General features: G+C 65.4%; 19 protein-coding genes and 2 rRNA genes. 17 read left to right on the top strand and 4 right to left on the bottom strand.

The annotated features are described in order from the left end of the window. The 6 genes from IP92_RS27530 to IP92_RS27555 all read left to right on the top strand — a co-directional run. Positions 1–114, top strand: a 23S ribosomal RNA gene (locus tag IP92_RS27530); the annotation flags it as partial. A 110-nt stretch (positions 115–224) separates the two neighbouring features. Then, positions 225–337, top strand: a 5S ribosomal RNA gene (rrf, locus tag IP92_RS27535). 172 nt (positions 338–509) lie between these two features. Then, a complete protein-coding gene (locus IP92_RS27540) occupies positions 510–1,055 on the top strand; it encodes a sigma-70 family RNA polymerase sigma factor (RefSeq protein WP_229419005.1) in 546 nt (181 codons plus the stop codon). After that, positions 1,052–1,687, top strand: a complete 636-nt coding sequence (locus IP92_RS27545) for an NrsF family protein (RefSeq protein WP_145881436.1) — start codon at positions 1,052–1,054, stop codon at positions 1,685–1,687. Before IP92_RS27540 ends, IP92_RS27545 begins: the two co-directional genes overlap by 4 nt. A 112-nt stretch (positions 1,688–1,799) precedes the next feature. Next, positions 1,800–2,093 carry a hypothetical protein gene (locus IP92_RS27550; protein WP_199271947.1) on the top strand — a complete coding sequence of 98 codons (294 nt, stop codon included), beginning with the start codon at positions 1,800–1,802 and terminating at the stop codon, positions 2,091–2,093. 12 nt (positions 2,094–2,105) lie between these two features. Beyond that, positions 2,106–2,861, top strand: coding sequence for a spondin domain-containing protein (locus tag IP92_RS27555; RefSeq protein ID WP_145881439.1), 756 nt, complete (start codon positions 2,106–2,108; stop codon positions 2,859–2,861). A gap of 49 nt (positions 2,862–2,910) precedes the next feature. Here IP92_RS27555 and IP92_RS27560 read toward each other — a convergent pair whose 3' ends face one another. Continuing rightward, the gene (locus IP92_RS27560; RefSeq protein WP_229419006.1) at positions 2,911–3,459 is read right to left on the bottom strand and encodes an acyloxyacyl hydrolase; all 549 of its coding nucleotides are present in this window, start codon (positions 3,457–3,459) and stop codon (positions 2,911–2,913) included. A 138-nt stretch (positions 3,460–3,597) separates the two neighbouring features. On the opposite strand from IP92_RS27560, the gene IP92_RS27565 reads away from it, so the two are divergent. Next, positions 3,598–4,512: an NAD(P)-dependent oxidoreductase gene (locus IP92_RS27565; protein ID WP_260071892.1), complete on the top strand. Its 915-nt coding sequence runs from the start codon at positions 3,598–3,600 to the stop codon at positions 4,510–4,512. Here IP92_RS27565 and IP92_RS27570 read toward each other — a convergent pair. Then, the gene (locus IP92_RS27570) at positions 4,504–5,697 is read right to left on the bottom strand and encodes a M20 aminoacylase family protein (protein ID WP_145881441.1); all 1,194 of its coding nucleotides are present in this window, start codon (positions 5,695–5,697) and stop codon (positions 4,504–4,506) included. The two genes, IP92_RS27565 and IP92_RS27570, sit on opposite strands and share 9 nt — an antisense overlap. Before the next feature lie 184 nt (positions 5,698–5,881). Between IP92_RS27570 and IP92_RS27575 the strand changes: the two genes are divergently transcribed. From IP92_RS27575 to IP92_RS27595, 5 genes are all read left to right on the top strand, one after another. Beyond that, positions 5,882–7,957, top strand: coding sequence for a molybdopterin-containing oxidoreductase family protein (locus tag IP92_RS27575; protein WP_145881443.1), 2,076 nt, complete (start codon positions 5,882–5,884; stop codon positions 7,955–7,957). 9 nt (positions 7,958–7,966) lie between these two features. Further along, positions 7,967–9,097: an aminopeptidase gene (locus tag IP92_RS27580; protein WP_145881445.1), complete on the top strand. Its 1,131-nt coding sequence runs from the start codon at positions 7,967–7,969 to the stop codon at positions 9,095–9,097. Between the two features lie 239 nt (positions 9,098–9,336). Then, on the top strand, positions 9,337–11,034 hold the full coding sequence (locus IP92_RS27585; RefSeq protein ID WP_145881447.1) for a long-chain fatty acid--CoA ligase: 1,698 nt from the start codon (positions 9,337–9,339) through the stop codon (positions 11,032–11,034). 47 nt (positions 11,035–11,081) lie between these two features. Continuing rightward, the gene (locus tag IP92_RS27590) at positions 11,082–12,752 is read left to right on the top strand and encodes a long-chain fatty acid--CoA ligase (protein WP_145881449.1); all 1,671 of its coding nucleotides are present in this window, start codon (positions 11,082–11,084) and stop codon (positions 12,750–12,752) included. A gap of 162 nt (positions 12,753–12,914) precedes the next feature. Next, complete coding sequence (locus IP92_RS27595) at positions 12,915–13,463, top strand: PEP-CTERM sorting domain-containing protein (RefSeq protein ID WP_145881451.1); 549 nt, start codon at positions 12,915–12,917, stop codon at positions 13,461–13,463. Positions 13,464–13,523: 60 nt separating this feature from the next. Here the strand turns inward: IP92_RS27595 and IP92_RS27600 are convergent, their stop codons facing one another. Together IP92_RS27600 and IP92_RS27605 are read right to left on the bottom strand one after the other, a co-directional pair. After that, on the bottom strand, positions 13,524–15,092 hold the full coding sequence (locus tag IP92_RS27600) for an alkaline phosphatase D family protein (RefSeq protein ID WP_145881453.1): 1,569 nt from the start codon (positions 15,090–15,092) through the stop codon (positions 13,524–13,526). Positions 15,093–15,097: 5 nt separating this feature from the next. Further along, positions 15,098–15,541, bottom strand: a complete 444-nt coding sequence (locus tag IP92_RS27605) for an acyl-CoA thioesterase (protein ID WP_145881593.1) — start codon at positions 15,539–15,541, stop codon at positions 15,098–15,100. Positions 15,542–15,606: 65 nt separating this feature from the next. On the opposite strand from IP92_RS27605, the gene IP92_RS27610 reads away from it, so the two are divergent. The 5 genes from IP92_RS27610 (at position 15,607) to IP92_RS27630 (ending at position 19,443) form a co-directional block, all read left to right on the top strand. Beyond that, complete coding sequence (locus tag IP92_RS27610; RefSeq protein ID WP_145881456.1) at positions 15,607–17,433, top strand: ABCB family ABC transporter ATP-binding protein/permease; 1,827 nt, start codon at positions 15,607–15,609, stop codon at positions 17,431–17,433. Positions 17,434–17,594: 161 nt separating this feature from the next. Next, positions 17,595–17,990, top strand: coding sequence for a hypothetical protein (locus tag IP92_RS27615; RefSeq protein WP_145881458.1), 396 nt, complete (start codon positions 17,595–17,597; stop codon positions 17,988–17,990). Continuing rightward, the gene (locus IP92_RS27620) at positions 17,987–18,742 is read left to right on the top strand and encodes a hypothetical protein (protein WP_145881461.1); all 756 of its coding nucleotides are present in this window, start codon (positions 17,987–17,989) and stop codon (positions 18,740–18,742) included. Before IP92_RS27615 ends, IP92_RS27620 begins: the two co-directional genes overlap by 4 nt. A gap of 18 nt (positions 18,743–18,760) precedes the next feature. Next, positions 18,761–18,973, top strand: coding sequence for a hypothetical protein (locus IP92_RS27625; protein WP_145881463.1), 213 nt, complete (start codon positions 18,761–18,763; stop codon positions 18,971–18,973). After that, positions 18,970–19,443, top strand: coding sequence for a hypothetical protein (locus IP92_RS27630; protein ID WP_145881465.1), 474 nt, complete (start codon positions 18,970–18,972; stop codon positions 19,441–19,443). The genes IP92_RS27625 and IP92_RS27630 overlap by 4 nt, the downstream gene beginning before the upstream one ends. Positions 19,444–19,453: the final 10 nt, after the last annotated feature.

Genomic DNA, 19,453 nt, shown 5'->3' on the forward strand with positions numbered 1-19,453 from the left:
GGAGCCTTGAGCTCCTTGAAGGGTCGTTCGAGACCAGGACGTTGATAGGTCAGGTGTGGAAGTGCAGTAATGCATTAAGCTAACTGATACTAATTGCCCGTACGGCTTGTCCCTATAACCTTGACGGTTATAGCGCAATTAACCCTGATGAGTACCCAACTTTACTTCTTCCGGATTGAGCAGTCACGTTGCCCAACAGGGAACGACACTACGTACAAGTCATGCCTGATGACCATAGCAAGTCGGTCCCACCCCTTCCCATCCCGAACAGGACCGTGAAACGACTTTGCGCCGATGATAGTGCTGCAACCAGTGTGAAAGTAGGTTATCGTCAGGCTGTTATACCGAAGAGAGCCCGCTACGTGATCGTAGCGGGCTTTTTTCATTTCCGCGTCAAAAGTTACTGCAAAATGGGGGCTGACCCCGGTCGGGGAATTGCACATCCGCTATCATTGTACGGATCCCATTTCCCCCTCATCCACGTGCCACCCATCCCTGTCCAAGAAGCGTTGCAAGCCACCGAACGGCAGCTGAAGGTGTTGATGCTGGAAGGGATGGCTGGCAATCAGGCCGCATACCAGGGTTTTCTGCGTGCGGTGGCGCCCCACCTGCGGGCTTTCCTGCGCCGCCGGATGGGGCGCTGGCCGGACGAGGTCGAAGACCTGGTGCAGGAAGCGCTGCTGGCGATCCATCACCAGCGGCATACCTACGACGTGTCGGCGCCGCTCACATCGTGGGTGTATGCGATCACCCGCTACAAGCTGATAGACTGGCTGCGCCGGCATGCGCGGCAGGATGCGTTCAATGTGCCGCTCGATGAGGAGCACGAATTGTTTGCACCGTCCGATATGGAAGCCGCGGAAGCCCGCCGCGAGCTGGACAACGCCCTGGCCCTGTTGTCCGAGCAACAGCGCTCGGCGATCATGCACACGAAGCTCGACGGCTGGTCGGTACGTGAGACCGCGGCCGCGCTCAGCATCTCCGAAGCCAGCGTCAAGGTCGCCGTCCATCGCGGCCTGAAGGCGCTTGCCGGCAAATTACGGAACCTGCGATGAATACCGACGATCTGATTGCCACGCTTGCCAAGGACACCGCGATTCGTCGTCCAGCGCCACTTGCCCTCGCACTGCCGCTTGCGGCCGGTGTCGGGCTCAGCGTGCTGTTTGTCGTGGCCGTGCTGGGTGTCCGCCCTAACCTGGGCGAGCTGGCCGCGAACGGGTTGTTCTGGCTGAAGTGCGCATTCGTGGGCGCTCTTGCCCTCATCGGTTTCAACGGCGCGCGCATCGCTTCGATTCCAGCTGCACGCTTCCATACGCTGCCGTGGCTGTTGACGCTGCCAGCGCTGTTGATGGCCGGCGGCGTCATCGCAACGCTGGCCGATGCGGACACGGCCGGCCGGGCGGCGCAGTTCTGGGGCCGCACGTGGCGCACCTGTCCTTTCCTGATCGCGCTGCTGTCGTTGCCGATCTTCGTGGCGACGCTGTACCGCATGCGCCGCTTCGCGCCGACGCACCTGCGTCTCGCCGGAGCAATCGCCGGGTTCACGTCCGGCGCGCTGGCTGCGCTGCTCTACTGCCTGCATTGTCCCGAGCTGGCACCCACGTTTGTGGCGGTCTGGTACACGCTGGGCATCCTGATCCCCACTGCCATCGGCGCGCTGGCCGGTCCCCGGCTGTTGGCCTGGTAAGCCGGCCAATTTTTTTTCGATTCCTCTGTAACCATTCCGGCCGCGCGAGCGAATACGTGGGTGTTGGCAAGCCAACCCCCGCCGCTACCGGCCTAACTTACAGAGGAACACCATGAACAAATCGATCGCCGTCGCACTCGCCTGCCTGCTCGCCGCCGTCACCGCCCACGCGGACGACATGATGAAAAAGGACCCGATGCCCATGGAGCCGAAGATGGAGCCGAAGATGGAGCGGAAGGACGCGATGAAGAAGAAGCCGATGAAGCAGGAGGGAATGAAGCAGGAGGCAATGAAGCACGAGGCAATGAAGCCGCAGGCAATGCAGGATGGCGCGGCGATGGACGCGATGCCGCACGACGACATGCGCAAGGAAATGCCCGCGCAGCCGGCCGCAACGAACCACTGAGCGGAGGCGATCATGCGCATCACTTCTTCTCTCGCAATCGCCAGCCTGCTGTCCGCCGGCGTGGCCGCCCCGGTACTGGCGCAGGACGTCACCCTGGACAAGGACGGTGTCGACAGCCGCAGCGGCACGCTGACCGTCACCGTCACGAACCTGACCCACGGCACATGGCTTGCGCCGATCCTCGTGGCCGCGCATCCGGCCGGGTTCAAGGCGTTCACCGAGGGGCAGCCGGCATCCGTCGCGCTGCAGTCCGTCGCCGAGATCGGCGACATCGGGCCGCTGTCCGAGAGCCTGCCGGCGTCGTCGTCGGTCGTCCTCAATCCCGCCAATGGCCCGCTGAAACCGGGCGGCACGGCCACGGCCCACATCCAGCGCGGCAAGGGGCGCAACAACGACCGGCTGTCCGTATTTGCCATGCTGGTGCCGACAAACGACGGCTTCATCGGCCTGAACGCCATCGAGATTCCGAAGCATCCGGGGACGTACACCTACGCGCTGAACGCCTACGATGCGGGAACGGAAGCGAACGACGAAGCGAAGGCGGCGGCGGCTCCGGGGATCGGCCAGCCTGGCATGGGCTTGCCCGCGTTCCTGAACAACGTCGGCATTTATCCCGACGCGCCCGGCTTTGCCAATGCGGTCGCCGAAGGGTATGTGCACATCCACCGGGGCATGCTTGGCGGTCCCGCGGGCGGCGACAGCGTGCTCGACCAGACCACGTATCGCTGGATGAACCCGGTCGTGCGCGTCACGCTCACTGTCCGGTAAAAAAAATGGCCCGCACTCGGCGGGCCATTTTCATTCTTGCGTTGCGTGCTTAGAAGCGGTACGCCAGCTTGATCACGCCGTAATCGACGCCGCTGTTCGGCTTCTTGATGCCGCCGTTCGAGAAGTGCTGCATCTTCAGCGCCACTTCCCAGTTCTTGTTGAACACATAGCCGACGCCGATATGGTCGCCGAACTGGAACGCCGTCGACAGGCCGTCGTCGTTGTTGTCGTAGTGGTGGGACAGCACGTGGGCGCCGATGCCGATCTCGCCGTACAGGCCCAGCTTGTTCTTGTTCTCCCAGCGCAGCACCGGCGTGAAGCCGATGTCGACGATGTGCGATTTATCGCCTGGAACGTTGCGGGTCTGGCGCAGTTCCCAGCCGCCGATGCTGGCGTCCCAGTAACCCGTCAGGTGCGTGCTGCCGGAGTCGAACCAGCTCCAGTTGGGGTTCCAGTCCTTGGTGGCGCCGAGGCGCACCATGCGGACTTTCGATCCGGTGGCGAATTCGCCGTACACGCCATCGATCATCTGGCCATCGGCCGCGAATGCGGCATTGGCCGCCATCAGTGCGGCTACGGCCGCGAGCATTTTTTTCATTGGTTTATTCTCTCAAGTGACATGCTGTATGCGTAACGATACGGCAATCCGGTTATTGTAACGGTCCTGGCAAAATTCGGCTGGCGGCTAGCGAAAGCTTGAAAGCCGGACAATACTTCTCGAACGGAGCGTAAAAAGGTGCCATTCTTCTCGAAAATCGCATTCCTCGGTATCGGCCTGATGGGGGACCCGATGGTCCACCGCCTGCTCGCCGCCGGTTTTCCCGTCACCGCATGGAACCGCACCGTCAGCAAGGCGGAACCCCTCGCCGGCGCCGGCGCCATCGTCGCGCCGCTGCTGGCGGACGCGGTACGCGACGCGGACATCGTCATCACGATGCTGGAATCCGGCAGCGTGGTCGGTGCCGTCCTCGATGCGGCGCTGCCGGCGTTGCGGCCTGGCGCGCTGTGGATCGACATGAGCTCGACGCGGCAGGATGAAGCGCAGTCCTTCCACGCGCGGCTGCAGGCAGTGGGGTCCCGCTTCGTCGACGCACCCGTCTCCGGTGGCGTCGGTGGGGCGCGGGACGGCACGCTGGCCATCATGGCGGGAGGCAGTGAAGCGGACGTGGAGGCTGCGCGCCCCGTGTTCGAAGCGATGGGGCGCGTCACCCGCGTGGGGCTGGCGGGCGCGGGGCAGGTCGCGAAGCTGTGCAACCAGCTGATCGTCGGCGGGACATTGAACATCGTCGCCGAGGCGTTGCTGCTGGCCCAGGCGGCCGGTGCGGATCCTGCCGCGGTGCGCGCCGCCATTCGCGGCGGGTTTGCCGAGAGCCGCATCCTGGACGTGCATGGCCAGCGCATGCTCGAGCGAAATTTCGTCGCCGGCGGCCAGGTCACGACGCAGTTGAAGGACATGCACAACATTCTCGCCGCCGCGGCGGCGGCCGGCGTCGCGCTGCCCGTCACGAGCCTCGTGACGGAGCGTTACGAATCGATCCGCGGCGTCTACCCGCACGCGGACCACTCGGCCGCGCTGCTGGCGCTCGAGCGGTTGAACCCGGGCCAGCGCGTCGGCGACGCGCCCGACCGGCTGGAGGCTGATTTACCGTAGCGGCAGCGCCGTCTCCACCAGGCGCACCCAGAAGCTGGCGCCGACCGGCAGCAGATTGTCGTTGAAGTCGTAGCTGCCGTTGTGCAGCACGCAGGGGCCGAGGCCGTGGCCTCCCGTGCGGTGGTCGCCGTCGCCATTGCCGATGAAGATGTAGCAGCCCGGCTTTTGCTGCAGGAAGAATGCGAAATCCTCGGCGCCCATCGTCGGCTCGACGTTGGCATCCACCTTGTCCGCGCCGACAACGGCCTTCATCACCTCGACGGCGAACTGCGTTTCCTTCTCGTGGTTCACCAGCGGCGGGTAGTTGCGCTTGAACTGGAAATCCACCTCGGCATCGAAGCCCGCGGCAATGCCGTCGGCCAGTGCCTTCATCCTGCGCTCGAACAGGTCCAGCACCGGCGTCGTGAACGTACGCACGGTGCCCACCAGCTCCGCCGTGTCGGGGATGACATTGGTGGCGCTGCCCGCATGGATCTGCGTGATCGACAGCACGGCGGTATCGAGCGGACTCTTGTTGCGGGTGATGATCGTCTGCCAGGCCTGGGCGATCTGCACCGCCACCATCACCGGGTCGATGCCCTTGTGCGGCTGCGCCGCGTGCGCGCCTTTACCCTTCACCGTCACGTGGAATTCGTTCGACGACGCCATCATCGGCCCCGTGCACACATTCATCGTGCCGGCCGCATAGCCGGGCCAGTTGTGCATGCCGTAGATGGCTTCCATCGGGAAGCGTTCGAACAGCCCGTCCTCGATCATCTTGCGGGCGCCCGCGCCACCTTCCTCGGCGGGCTGGAACACGAGGTAGACGGTGCCGTCGAAATCGCGCTGGCGCGCCAGGTGGTAGGCGGCGCCCAGCAGCATCGCCGTATGGCCGTCGTGGCCGCACGCGTGCATCTTGCCGGGATGGCGGGAAGCATGGGGGAAGGTGTTCACCTCCTGCATCGGCAGCGCGTCCATGTCGGCGCGCAGGCCGATCGCCCGGTTCGACGTGCCGTTCCTGATGATACCGACGACGCCCGTGACGCCCAGCCCGCGCACGACGGGAATGCCCCATTCGGTGAGCTTGGCGGCAACCACGTCGGACGTGCGCACTTCCTCGTAACTGAGTTCCGGGTGCGCGTGCAGGTCGCGCCGGATTTGCTGCAGCTCGGATTGAAACGAAATGATCGGTTCGACAAGTTTCATCTGGCTCTCCAGTGTGTTCCGCGGCAAGCCCCGGTCGGGTTGCCGCCTTTCGGGCCCGGGCCCGCTGCGCCAGTAAGCGACGTGTCATTGTAGCCTTTGTAACCCCCGCCAGGCCACCCCGAGCCAGCCCGGCCCAGATCGTTTACGATAGTGGTTTGCCCTCAATCGCTAACGCCTCCATCCCATGAGTACCACCCAGGTCCGTGCCGCCTGCCCGCACGATTGCCCCGATACCTGCGCCATCCTCGTCACCGTCGAAGACGGCGTCGCCACCGAGATCAAGGGCGATCCCGATCACCCCACTACCGCCGGCGTGCTGTGCACGAAGGTGTCGCGCTATGCCGAGCGCACCTATTCGCCCGACCGCCTGCTGTATCCGATGCGGCGCGTCGGCCGCAAGGGAGAAGGGAAGTTCGAGCGGATCAGCTGGGACGAAGCGCTCGACGCGATCTCCGCACGGCTGAAGCCCCTGGCCGCGACGGCGCCCGAAGCGATCCTGCCCTACAGCTATTGCGGCACGATGGGCCTCGTGCAGGGCGAGTCGATGTCTTCGCGCTTCTTCAACAAGATCGGCGCGTCGCTGCTGGACCGCACGATCTGCGCGATGGCCGGCGCCACCGGCTACAAATACACGATCGGCGGCTCGATCGGCACGGACCTGGAACAGTTCCAGAACGCCAAGGTGATCCTGATCTGGGGCGGCAACCCGATCGCATCGAACCTGCATTTCTGGATGCGCGCGCAGGAAGCCAAGCGGCGCGGCGCGAAGCTCGTGGCGATCGATCCCTATCGCTCGCTGACGGCCGAGAAATGCCATCAGCACATCGCGCTGATGCCGGGCACGGACGCCGCGCTGGCACTGGGCATGATGCACGTGCTGATCGCGGAAAACCTGATCGACGAGGACTACGTCAGCCAGTACACGCTCGGCTATGCGCAGCTGAAGGAGCGCGTGGCCGAATGGACACCCGCGCGCACGGCGCAGACCTGCGGCATCACGGAACAGGAAGTGCTGGACCTGGCGCGCCTGTACGGCCAGACGGCGCAGGCCGGCGAGCCGGTGGCGATCCGCGTCAACTACGGCGTGCAGCGGGTGCGCGGCGGCGGCATGGCTGTGCGCAATATCGCCTGCCTGCCGGCGCTGGTGGGCGCGTGGCGGCATGCGGCCGGCGGCGTGCAGCTGTCGGCATCCGGTTCCTTCCCCACCAACAAGCCCGCGCTGCAGCGTCCGGACCTGCTGAAAAAGCTGCCCCGCACGATCAATATGGTGACGATCGGCGACGACCTGCTGCGCCCCGCGTCGGAGTCGTTCGGACCGCGCATCGACGCCGTCATCGTCTACAACTCCAATCCGCTGGCCGTCGCCCCCGACTCGGCCAAGGTGCAGCAAGGCTTCGCGCGCGAAGACCTGTTCACCGTGGTGCTGGAACACTTCCAGACCGACACGGTCGACTACGCGGACATCGTGCTCCCCGCAACGACGCAGCTGGAACATACGGACGCCCACCTGGCCTATGGCCACCTGTACATGATGGCCAATAACGCGGCGATCGCGCCGATGGGCGAAGCGAAGCCGAACACGGAGATCTTCCGCCTGCTGGCTGCCCGCATGGGGTTCGACGACGCATGCTTCCAGGAGAGCGACGACGAGCTGGCGGCACAGGCCTTCCGAAAAGATGACGCAAGATCTATACATTTTGACTGGGAATCGCTGAAGAAGAAGGGCTGGCAAAAGCTGAACATGCCGGATGCACCATTTGCCTATGGCAAATTCCCCACACCTTCAGGCAAATGCGAGTTTTTTTCGAGCAGCATGGAAGCGGATGGCCTGGACCCCCTGCCGGCCTACATCGAGAACTACGAATCTGCGGCATCTTCCCCCGATCTCGCAGCAAAATACCCGCTTGCGATGATATCTCCGCCGGCGCGGAACTTCCTGAACTCCACCTTTGTCAATGTGCAAAGCCTGCGTGGAACGGAGGGCGAGCCACACCTCGACATCCATCCTGACGATGCGGCAACACGTGGTGTCAACCACGGCGATATGGTGCGCATCTTCAACGATCGTGGCTCGTTCGTATCCAAGGCACGGGTGACGGACAAGGCCCGCAAAGGTCTCGTCGTGGGCCTGTCGATCTGGTGGAAGAAGCTTGCCGGCGATGGCAAGAACGCCAATGAGGTCACCAGCCAGCGGCTGACCGACATGGGCCGTGCGCCGACTTTTTACGATACACTCGTACAGGTTGAACGTGTCTCATGAGTAGGAAGCATGCGCAAGATTGCCCGTTTAAAAATACGTGCCCGGTATCTCGTGGCGGGGCTCTCTTGCGCAGCCATGCTGGCCGGCTGCGCGCAGATGAAGTATTACTTCCAGGCGGCGCAGGGCCAGTACTCCCTGTGGTCCGATTCGCGCCCGATCGACGATTGGCTGGGTGACCCGGCCACCGATGCGAAGCTGCGCGCGCGCCTCGAAAAAGCCGTCACGATCCGCAAGTTCGCCGTCAAGGAACTGGGCTTGCCGGACAATGCCAGCTACAAGAACTACGCCTCCCTGAACCGCCCATTCGTGCTGTGGAACGTCGTCGCGACGCCCGAGCTGTCGCTGCGCCCGATCCAGTGGTGCTTCCCGATCGCGGGCTGTGTCGCCTACCGCGGCTACTACGACAAGGAAGACGCGCTGGCCTACGCCGAGGAACTGCGCGCCGAGGGCGACGACGTGCAGGTCGGCGGCGTGCCCGCGTATTCCACGCTGGGCTGGTTCAGCGATCCGCTGCTGTCCACCTTCATCAATTATTCCGACGCCGAACTGGCGCGCATGGTGTTCCACGAGCTGGCCCACCAGGTCGTGTACGTGCCGGGCGACAGCCGCTTCAACGAGGCGTTCGCGTCGGCCGTCGAGGAAGCGGGCGTCGACCGCTGGCTCGACCTGTATGGCAACGATGCGATGCGCGAGGCCTACGCGCGCTACAGCATGCGCCGCAAGGACTTCATGGCGCTGCTCGTCAGGCACCGCCAGATGCTCTCCGACCTGTATGCGAGCAAGGTCAGCGTGAAGAAGAAGCGCGAGGAAAAGGCGCGCATCTTCGCGTCGCTGCACAGCGAATACAAGGTGCTGAAAGCGAACTGGGGCGGTTACTCCGGCTACGACCGCTTCTTTGCCGAAAAGCTCACCAACGCCCACCTGGCCGCCGTGGCCACCTATAATGATCTTCTGCCCGGATTCAAGGCATTGCTGGCCCAGGAGAAGACCTTCCCACGCTTCTATGCTGCGGTGCAGCGCATCAGCAATCTGCCCTCCGTCGAGCGGCAGGAACGCTTGGCGCAGCTCGCACGCTCTGCGGAGCCGCCTGCCGTGAGTCTCGTCGCGGAAAAACGGCCCGACACCGCCGGCGGTCATTGACGCGCCACCGTGCTGCATTGCCGCAGACGGCGTCGGCCGATTGCGGCTTTTTCCGGCCGCAAAAAGCGCTTGCATACGGCCCTGCCTGCCGATAGCATCTTAGCTGGCAGATAGTACGAGCGTTCGTTTTTTTAGGAAGGCGGCCCGGGACGGCGCTGACAGCCGTGCGCCAGCCCAGCTGCCGCCACCGCCGGCCAGGCAAAAACCAACGATAAAAACGCGGAGACAAGAGGCACAGCATGGATAAAATCTGGTTGAAGTCGTACCCGCCCGGCGTACCTGCCGAGATCGATCCGAACCAGTACCGTTCCCTGGTACATCTGCTGGAAGAAGCCTTCCAGAAGTACGCGAACCGCAATGCGTTCGTGTGCATGGACAAGTTCATCACCTACGGCGAACTGGACGCGTACTCGAAGCGCATCGGCGCCTGGCTGCAAAGCCGCGGCATGAAGAAGGGCGCCCGCGTGGCGCTGATGATGCCGAACGTGCTGCAGTATCCGATCGCGATCGCCGCCGTGCTGCGTGCCGGCTATACGGTCGTCAACGTCAATCCGCTGTACACGCCGCGCGAGCTGGAACACCAGCTGGCCGATTCGGGCGCCGAAGCGATCATCATCCTGGAAAACTTCGCCACCACGCTCGAGCAGGTGCTGCCGCGCACGCCGGTCAAGCACATCATCGTCGCCAGCATGGGCGAGCTGCTGGGCGTGGCCAAGGGCATGGTCGTCAACTTCGTCGTGCGCAACGTGAAGAAGCTGGTGCCGCCGTATTCGCTGCCGAACGCGGTGCGCTTCAAGGATGCGCTGTCGCATGCGTCCGGCATGAAGTTGACGCCGGTGGAGCTGCGGCACGACGACGTCGCGTTCCTGCAGTACACCGGCGGCACCACCGGCGTATCGAAGGGCGCCACGCTGACGCACCGGAACATCATCGCCAACGTGCTGCAGATGGAAGCCTGGTCGCAACCGGGCCTGGACAAGGAGCCGCGCGTGGACGAGCTGTCGATCGTCTGCGCGCTGCCGCTGTACCACATCTTCGCGCTGACCGTATGCGCGATGTGGGGCATGCGCATCGGCGCGCTGAACATCCTGATCCCGAACCCGCGCGACATCGGCGGCTTCATCAAGGAGCTGGCGAAATACCGGTTCAACCTGCTGCCGGCCGTGAACACGCTGTACAACGCGCTCGTCAACCATCCGGACTTCCACCACCTGGACTTTTCAAACCTGAAGATCGCCAACGGCGGCGGCATGGCGGTGCAGCAGGCCGTCAACGATAAGTGGCTGAAGGCGACGGGCGTGGCGATCATCGAAGGCTACGGCATGTCCGAGACGGCGCCGGTGGCCACCTGCAACCGCTCCGACAGCACCGCGTTCTCCGGCGCGATCGGCCTACCGCTGCCGTCGACCGAAGTCGCCATCCTGGACGACGATGGCAACGAGGTGCCGCTGGGCGTGGCCGGCGAGATCGCCGTGCGCGGCCCGCAGGTGATGGCCGGCTACTGGCAGCGGCCTGACGAAACGGCCAAATCGATGACGCCCGACGGCTACTTCAAGACTGGCGACATCGGCGTGATGGACGAGCGGGGCTACACGAAGATCGTCGATCGCAAGAAGGACATGATCCTCGTCTCCGGTTTCAACGTGTTCCCGAACGAGCTGGAGGCCGTCGTCGCCGCGCATCCGGGCGTGCTGGAGTGCGCCTGCGTCGGCGTGCCGGACCCCCATTCCGGCGAGGCCGTCAAGCTGTACGTCGTGCGCAAGGACCCCAACCTGTCCGTCGACACGCTGATGGCCTACTGCAAGGAAAACCTGACCGGCTACAAGCGGCCGAAAACCATCGAGTTCCGCGACGAACTCCCGAAAACCAATGTCGGCAAGATCCTGCGCCGCGTACTGCGCGACGAAGTGAAGGCCGGCGACAAAGAGGCGGCGTGAAGCCGCGCGCTCCTGCCGGAGCGTGAACGAGAAAGAAGAGGCAACGAATGGAAAAAATCTGGTTGAAATCCTACCCCGAAGGCGTACCCGCCGAGATCGACGTCTCGCAGTACACCTCGGTGGCGCATCTGCTGGAGGATTCGTTCCGGAAGTACGCCGACCAGAACGCGTACGTCTGCATGGATAAATTCCTCACCTATGCCGAGGTCGACCAGATGTCCCGCAAGTTCGGCGCATGGCTGCAGGGCCAGGGCCTGAAGCCGGGTGCCCGCGTGGCGATCATGCTGCCGAACGTGCTGCAATACCCCGTCGCGATGGCCGGCATCCTGCGCGCCGGCTACACGGTCGTCAACGTCAATCCGCTGTACACGCCGCGCGAGCTGGAGCACCAGCTGAAGGACTCGGGCGCCGAGGCGATCGTCGTGCTGGAGAACTTCGCGACCACCGTGCAGCAGGTGCTGCATGAAACTCCCGTCAAGCACGTGATCGTCGCCACGATGGGCGACCTGCTGGGCGGCGTGAAGGGCGCGATCGTCAACCTCGTCGTGCGTCACGTGAAGAAGATGGTGCCGGCTTTCTCGCTGCCGCAGGCCGTGCCGTTCAAGCGCGTGCTGGCCGAAGGCGCGCGCATGACGCTGACGCCGGTGAAGATCGGTCACGACGACATCGCGTTCCTGCAGTACACGGGCGGCACGACGGGCGTATCGAAGGGCGCCGTGCTGCTGCACCGGAACGTGATCGCCAACGTGCTGCAGAACGAAGCGTGGCTGCACATGGGCCCGCAGAAGGAACAGATCGTGTTCGTCTGCGCACTGCCGCTGTACCACATCTATTCGCTGACGATTTCCGCGTTCATGGGCATGCGCCTGGGCGGCCTGAACATCCTGATTCCAAACCCGCGTGACATTCCCGGCTTCGTCAAGGAACTGGCGAAGTACCGCGTGACGGTGCTGCCGGCCGTGAACACGCTGTACAACGCGCTGTTGAACAACCCCGACTTCGCCAAGCTGGACTTCTCCAGCTACAAGGTCTGCAACGGCGGCGGCATGGCCGTGCAGCAGGCCGTGGCGGACAAGTGGCTGAAACTCACGGGCACGCCGATCATCGAGGGCTACGGCCTGTCCGAGACGTCGCCGGTGGCCACCGCGAACCGCGTCGACATCAAGGAGTTCACGGGCACGATCGGCCTGCCGATCCCGTCGACCGAAGTCGCCATCCTTGACGACGACGGCAACGAAGTGCCGCTGGGCGTGGCCGGCGAGATCGCGATCCGCGGCCCGCAGGTGATGGCCGGCTACTGGCAGCGCCCGGACGAAACGGCCAGGTCGATGACGCCGAACGGCTTCTTCAAGACGGGCGACGTCGGCGTGATGGACGAACGGGGCTACACGAAGATCGTCGACCGCAAGAAGGACATGATCATCGTCTCGGGCTTCAACGTCTACCCGAACGAGGTGGAAGGCGTCGTCGCGGCGCACCCGGGCGTGCTCGAATGCGCGTGCATCGGCGTGCCGGACAAGAACTCCGGCGAGGCCGTCAAGCTGTTCGTCGTGCGCAAGGATCCGAACCTGACGGCCGACGAACTGCTGGACTTCTGCAAGCATGAACTGACCGCGTACAAGAAGCCGAAGTACATCGAGTTCCGCGACGAGCTGCCGAAGACGAACGTCGGCAAGATCCTGCGGCGCCAGCTGCGCGACGAAAGGAAAGTCGCCTGACCGGCGATCACCGGTTCAACAATCCCGAAGCCAGCGCGCGCATGCCGCTGGCTTTTTTTATTGTGGGCTGTGAAAGAACCTTGTGCTGCCGCAGATGGCAGAGTAAAGCTGAGAATAACCTTTGGATGAATGAGCGAAATCAATCTCCACGGAGGGTAAATCATGCTGAAGAAAAAGATTGCCGCAGTAGTCGTCGCGTACGCCTGGTCTATCGCCAGCGCGTTCGCGGAAGATTTCCACGTCGAGTATGTCGGCTTTTACGATGCTTACGCCCACGCCTTCCTGCCCACAGCCAGACTCGATCTCGAATTCCGCGCGGAAGATTACAACCAGGACGGTACGTATTCACTGGACGAATTGACGTGGTTCGCGATGGGGCGGATTTACGCCGAAGGGGGCGGCTGCATGTACTATTCCTGCGTGGATCAGTTCAGCTACAAGCCTGGCACACTGCCGATCTACAGCGCCCGGTATCATATGAGCGACGAAAGGTTCCAGTACAACAGTGCGGTGAAGAGCGGCGAATATTACACCGACGACAATTACTACGTCTGGCGTGATGAAGAACACTTGCGCTGGGAATGGACATCGGCGACGCGGACGTGGATCAATGGCGTCCCGGTAGTGCCGGAGCCGGCTGCCTATGCAATGTGGGGGCTCGGCCTGGCGGGCATGCTGGCGATGGGACGCTGGCGCGGCAGAAAGACCTGATGCCGTGTTTTTTGACGCCGTGCGCAGGCGCACTAGCCCGCGGGAGACTGTCCAAGGCGCTCAGACCGCGACCATCCCCGCCTTCCCATCCTCCACCGCAAACCTGGCCAGCGTGCGCACGCCGCTGGCCTTGTCGCGCACATCATCCAACCCCTGGAACAGCACGGTGCTGCGCTGTGGCGTGATGTCGAACAGCATGTAGCCGCGCCGGTCGCTGCGGCCGTACTTCAGGTGCGGATTCATCGCCACGTATTGCGCGGTGCGCTCCTGCGGCCGTGAACTGGACGTGATCGACGTGCCGCAGAATTCCGTCGCCACGACCGGGTTGCGCGGCGTGCCCGGCAAGGTCGGGTCGCGCCGCAGCTCGGCCGCATAGAAGGTGTGCACGTCGCCCGAGAGCACGAGCGGATTGGCGGCGCCGCTGTCCCGGACGGCGTCGAGCAGGCGCTGGCGGGCGGCCGGATAACCGTCCCAGCCGTCGGTCCAGAAGCGGCCGTCGCTGGCGCGGTGGATTTCCACCTGCGACGACTGCGCCATCAACGTCTGCTGCGCCAGCACGTTCCAGCGCGCCCGCGACGCGCGCAAGCCTTCCTTCAGCCATGCTTCCTGCGGCGCGCCCAGCATCGTGCGGCGGCCGTCCGCCAGCATCGCGCAGGCGTTGCGGTAGACCGAGTTCGAGCCGCCCCGCTGCGGCCGGGAGCACGCTTGCGGCGAGCGGTACTGGCGGTTGTCCAGCACGTGGAAGCGCGCCAGCCGGCCCCAGTCGTAGCGCTGGTACATGCGCACGTCGGCAAAGCCGTTCGCGGTGAAGCGGAGCGGCTGGTGCTCGCAATAGGCCTGGTAGGCGGCGGCCCGGCGCGCCGCGAAATCGGGCGACAGCAGCTCGTCGCGCAGGCCGCCGTAATCGTTGGCCACCTCGTGGTCGTCCCACGTCATGATCCATGGCGCCACGTGGTGTGCGGCCTGCAGGTCGCGGTCGGTCTTGTACTGCGCGTAGCGGGTGCGGTACTGCGCCAGCGAGTAGCTTTCGTCGCGGCGCACGGCGCGCTCCGGGTGGTCCAGGCTGTAACGGCCCCATTCGTAGATGTAGTCGCCGAGGAAGGCGACGAGGTCCGGCGCCGCCTGCGCGATGTGGCGGTGCGCCGCGTAATGGCCGAATTCCCAATGCTGGCACGACGCCACTGCCAGCTTCAAGTTGCCGGGCAGCGCGTCCGGCGCGGGCGCCGTGCGGGTGCGGGCGATGGGGCTGACGGCGTCGCCCAGCATGAAGCGGTACCAGTACCAGCGCCCCGGACGCAGGCCGCGCACGTCCACGTGCACGCTGTGCGCCAGCGCCGGGTTGGCGACCGCCGTGCCGCGCGCGGCGATCTGCCGGAATGCCTCGTCTTCCGCCACTTCCCAGCGCACCCTGAACGCGACGGGCGGCGTGATGCGGGCATCGAGCGGGTCGAACAGGATGCGGGTCCACAGCACCACCGCATCGGGCAATGGCGAACCGGAGGCCACCCCCAGCGTGAACGGATACGGCGCGTTGCGCGGCGCCGCCGCGGCCGGCAGGGCAGGGCCGAGCGCCGCCAGCGTGGCGACGCGCGCCCCCGTCAGCAGCAGCAGCCGGCGCGCTTCAATCATGCTGGTTACTTGTGCATCAGGCTTTCCAGCGGCGGTACCGGGCGCGGCTTGCGGTCCGGTCCCGTCGCCACATACGTCAGCGTCGCTTCCGTCACCTTCACGATGTCCGCCTGCAGGCGGTTGCGTTCCGCATACACCTCGACGTTGACGGTGATCGACGTGTTGCCGACCTTGACGATGTCGGCATAGAACGACAGCAGGTCGCCGACGAACACGGGGTGCTTGAACAGGAAGGAGTTGACGGCGATCGTCGCCACCCGGCCGTTGGCGCGGCGCGTGGCCGGCAGCGAGCCGGCGATGTCGACCTGGGCCATGATCCAGCCGCCGAACACGTCACCGTAGACGTTGGCGTCCGCCGGGGCAGGCATCACCCTCAGTTCCGGCATCTTGCCTTGCGGCAGGCGGTTCTGGGCGGAAGCGGAAACAGGCTTGTCTTGGGGCGTGGTCATCATCAAATCTCGTTGGGAGCTACAATGGGGCCCGATTGTAAACCACGCCAGCCGGCCAGCCAGTCATGCGTCGTTCCTCCTACTCTTCCGAATCTCCGCCGCCACCCCGTGCCGGCCGTAGCGATCTTGCCACTCTGAAAACATTGCTGCCCTATCTGTGGGTCTACAAGTGGCGCGTGCTGTTCGCGTTGCTGGCGCTGGTGGGCGCGAAGCTGGCCAACGTCGGCGTGCCCGTCGTGATGAAGCACCTGGTCGATGCGATGACGATCCAGCCGGGCGACCCGCGCGCCGTGCTGGTGCTGCCGGTCGGCCTGCTGGTCGCGTATGGCGCGCTGCGGCTCGCGACGACCGTCTGCACGGAGCTGCGCGAATTCCTGTTCGCCCGCGTCACGCAGCGGGCTGTGCGCACGATCGCGCTGAAGGTGTTCCGTCACCTGCACGCGCTGTCGCTGCGGTTCCACCTGAATCGGCAGACGGGCGGCATGACGCGCGACATCGAGCGGGGCACGCGCGGCGTCGGCTCGCTGATCTCGTACACCCTGTTCAACATCCTGCCCACGCTGGTCGAGATCACGCTGGTGCTGGGCTATCTCGTCACGCATTACGACGTGTGGTTCTCCGTCATCACGTTCTGCGCGCTGGTGCTGTACATCACGTTCACGGTGATCGTCACGAACTGGCGCACGCACTTCCGCCGCACGATGAACGAGCTCGATTCGAAGGCGAACACGAAGGCGATCGACTCGCTGTTGAACTACGAGACTGTCAAATATTTCGGCAACGAGGAATACGAGGCGCGCCGCTACGACGAGGGCCTGAAGCACTACGAGACGGCCGCGGTGCGCTCGCAGACGTCGCTGTCGCTGCTCAACACGGGCCAGTCGGCCATCATCGCGACGGCCGTCACCTTGATCCTGTGGCGCGCCACCGTCGGCGTCATCGACGGCAAGATGACGCTCGGTGACCTCGTGCTGGTGAACTCGTTCATGATCCAGCTGTACATCCCGCTGAATTTCCTCGGCGTGATCTACCGCGAGATCAAGCAGAGCCTGGCGGACATGGAGCGCCTGTTCTCGCTGCTCGATGAAAACCGCGAAGTGGCCGATGCGGCGGACGCGAAGCCGCTCGTCACGCACGGCGCCCAGGTGCGTTTCGCCCACGTCGACTTCAGCTACGAGGCGAAGCGGCAGATCCTGTTCGACGTCGACTTCACGATCGCCGCCGGCACGACGACGGCCGTCGTCGGCCATAGCGGCTCCGGCAAGTCGACGCTCTCGCGCCTGCTGTACCGCTTCTACGAGGTGAATGCCGGGGCGATCACGATCGACGGCCAGGACCTGCGCGCCGTCACGCAGGATTCGCTGCGCCATGCGATCGGCATCGTGCCGCAGGATACGGTGCTGTTCAACGACACGATCGAGTACAACATCGCCTACGGCAAGCCGGGCGCCACCCACGACGAGATCGTGGCGGCGGCGAAGGCGGCGGCGATCCACGACTTCATCGACAGCCTGCCGGACGGCTACCGCACGATGGTCGGCGAACGGGGGCTGAAGCTGTCCGGCGGCGAGAAGCAGCGTGTCGCGATCGCCCGCACCTTGCTGAAGAACCCGGCCATCCTGATCTTCGACGAGGCCACGTCCGCGCTCGACTCGAAGGCCGAGCAGGCGATCCAGGCGCAACTGAAGGAAATCGCAAAGAACCGCACGACGATGGTCATCGCGCACCGTCTGTCCACCGTGGCGGATGCGCACCAGATCCTCGTGCTCGACCACGGCCGCATCGTCGAACGGGGCACGCACCACGCGCTGCTGGCGGCGGGCGGGCTGTATGCGCAGATGTGGGCGCGCCAGCAGGCCCGGGCCGAGGCACCGGCGGAAGCCGTCGCCTGACCGTGGGAATCGCGCTGTCGGCCTTTCTGACATCACGCTCGCGGCTGGCTGTGACTGCGCAGTAAGTCGCTGATTCGGCGGCGGTTTTACCGCTTGGTCCGCAACTTGCCTACTCTGCAGGCGTAGCCGTCCCGTCGGGCGGCCGATCCGGGGAGGCGACCGTGCACATCTCACTCATCATCGGCGTGGCGCTGCTGCTGGCGTGGCCGCCGCTGCGCGCGGCGGCGCCGGCCATCCCGGTCGGCACCGCCACCGTCGTCGCCCCGCTCGTGCTGGAACCGGACGAGCTGCCCGGCGAGCAGACCTTGCCGCTGGTCCTGTTCAGCGTCGCACCCGATGCCGACGGCGCCGTGTATGAAGTGTCGTGGTTCGCCATCGACACCGCGGGCCGCGTCAGCGACCCCGTCGCACTGCGCGTCGTGCCGGCGCCCGTCCCCGAGCCCGTGTCCGTGCTGATGCTCGCATGCGGGCTGCTGTTGATGATGCCCGGCGCGTGGATGGGGCGCTGGTCCCGCCTGGGCGATCGCGAACCCATGCTGCAACGGAGGCTACCATGACCGGACTGGCAACCGCCGCGCGCGCCGTGCTGGGCGTGCCGGGGATCGACAATGTGGACGGGCAGATCCACCTGCTGGTGCCCGTGGCGAACGTGGGCGAGGCGGCGCTGTCCGGCCTCGAGGTGCGCGCCGTGAAACTGGGTGGCGCCGTGCGCATCAGCCCTGCCGCGTTTCCCGTCGTGTTGGGCATGGTGGAGGCAGGCAGCGCGGCGCGCTTCACCGTGCGCTTCTCGTCCGCCGGCCTGGTGGTGGGCAAGCGCTACCTGCTGTCGATCACGGCCAGCTACAGCTGCGGCAACGGCGCGGCCAATCTTGTCTACAAGCTGCACCTGAACCGCTATGTCGAGATCCCGGCGCCGTCGCCGCCCGCCGCCGCGCTGCATGCCCGCGTGGCCACGGCGCTGGCGCAGAACACGTGGCGCTACACGCTGCATAACGACGAGCAGGCCGATTCCGGGCTGTACGTGTCGGCGCTGGCGCTGATGGTGTCGGCGCCCGTCGCGATCACGGGCACGCCGCCCGGCTGGCGCGGCGAGACGGATGGCAACAGCTACGTGTTCTGGCGCGCCGCGGACTACTTGCGGCCGTACCCGAACCACGTGATGCCGGGCGATTCGCTGGCCGGCTTCCAGCTCGGCAGCGCGTACACGGCGTCGCAGGCTTCGGCCGTCGCGCTGTCGAGCTGGAACCACAGCACCGACGCGGCCGGCCCGGAGCTGGCCGATTACGTGCTCACCCCTTATCGCGGGTGACCGCCGGCCGAGGATGCGATGGACCTGCTGCTGGGTGTCGGTACGAGGATCGCCGCGGCATTGGTGGCTGCGCTGGTGGCGGTGCTGTTGATCGTGTTCGTGCGCTTGCGCAGCCTGCGGCGCCGCGTGGACGCGCTCGACGAACGCCTCGATCACGCGGGCATCGCGCCGCCGCCACCGGCGCCGCGCTCGTCGCGCCCGCGCCGGCCGCGCATCTCGGTGCTGCCATGACTGCGCCGCCGCGCCGCCGCTGGCCCCGTTGGCTGACGCTCGGCGCACCTGCCGCCTGCGCGGGTTGCCTGCTGTGGTGCCGGCGCGGGCGGCACTGGGCCGTGTACGAGACAGCGCCCAGCCGCGTGACGGCCGGCCAGTTCGCCAGCGTGCTGCTGCGCATGGCGGTGCGCGGCGGGCATGCCACGGCGCCTGCCGGCCGCCGCTACCGCCGGCCCGTGCTGCTGCTGGGAGTGGATGGCCTGCCGTGGCGCACCGTCGGCCCGGCGCGGCTGACGTGCACCGGCGCCGACCTGGTGTGCCGGTTCGACTTCATGGTGCCGGACGGGGCGCATGTGCTGGCATATCGCTTCCGCTTCGTGTTCGACGGCGCAACGTGCGACGTGGCGGGCCGCAAGGCGATCGCGGTACGCCCCAAAAGCACAAGGCCGGACCTTGCGGGTCCGGCCTTGATGCGGGCGATGCGCTGACGGGGTAGCG

Source organism: Pseudoduganella flava, from assembly GCF_007830495.1.
Taxonomy (GTDB): domain Bacteria; phylum Pseudomonadota; class Gammaproteobacteria; order Burkholderiales; family Burkholderiaceae_D; genus Rugamonas; species Rugamonas flava.

Bases quoted from the DNA above. Each gene is read 5' to 3' on its own strand.
- IP92_RS27575 (WP_145881443.1), top strand. From the start codon at position 5,882: ATGAGTACCACCCAGGTCCGTGCCGCCTGCCCGCACGATTGCCCCGAT.
- IP92_RS27560 (WP_229419006.1), bottom strand. From the start codon at position 3,459: ATGAAAAAAATGCTCGCGGCCGTAGCCGCACTGATGGCGGCCAATGCC.
- IP92_RS27625 (WP_145881463.1), top strand. From the start codon at position 18,761: ATGGACCTGCTGCTGGGTGTCGGTACGAGGATCGCCGCGGCATTGGTG.
- IP92_RS27550 (WP_199271947.1), top strand. From the start codon at position 1,800: ATGAACAAATCGATCGCCGTCGCACTCGCCTGCCTGCTCGCCGCCGTC.
- IP92_RS27585 (WP_145881447.1), top strand. From the start codon at position 9,337: ATGGATAAAATCTGGTTGAAGTCGTACCCGCCCGGCGTACCTGCCGAG.
- IP92_RS27605 (WP_145881593.1), bottom strand. From the start codon at position 15,541: ATGACCACGCCCCAAGACAAGCCTGTTTCCGCTTCCGCCCAGAACCGC.
- IP92_RS27570 (WP_145881441.1), bottom strand. From the start codon at position 5,697: ATGAAACTTGTCGAACCGATCATTTCGTTTCAATCCGAGCTGCAGCAA.
- IP92_RS27580 (WP_145881445.1), top strand. From the start codon at position 7,967: ATGCGCAAGATTGCCCGTTTAAAAATACGTGCCCGGTATCTCGTGGCG.
- IP92_RS27545 (WP_145881436.1), top strand. From the start codon at position 1,052: ATGAATACCGACGATCTGATTGCCACGCTTGCCAAGGACACCGCGATT.
- IP92_RS27600 (WP_145881453.1), bottom strand. From the start codon at position 15,092: ATGATTGAAGCGCGCCGGCTGCTGCTGCTGACGGGGGCGCGCGTCGCC.
- IP92_RS27555 (WP_145881439.1), top strand. From the start codon at position 2,106: ATGCGCATCACTTCTTCTCTCGCAATCGCCAGCCTGCTGTCCGCCGGC.
- IP92_RS27590 (WP_145881449.1), top strand. From the start codon at position 11,082: ATGGAAAAAATCTGGTTGAAATCCTACCCCGAAGGCGTACCCGCCGAG.
- IP92_RS27595 (WP_145881451.1), top strand. From the start codon at position 12,915: ATGCTGAAGAAAAAGATTGCCGCAGTAGTCGTCGCGTACGCCTGGTCT.
- IP92_RS27630 (WP_145881465.1), top strand. From the start codon at position 18,970: ATGACTGCGCCGCCGCGCCGCCGCTGGCCCCGTTGGCTGACGCTCGGC.
- IP92_RS27610 (WP_145881456.1), top strand. From the start codon at position 15,607: ATGCGTCGTTCCTCCTACTCTTCCGAATCTCCGCCGCCACCCCGTGCC.
- IP92_RS27620 (WP_145881461.1), top strand. From the start codon at position 17,987: ATGACCGGACTGGCAACCGCCGCGCGCGCCGTGCTGGGCGTGCCGGGG.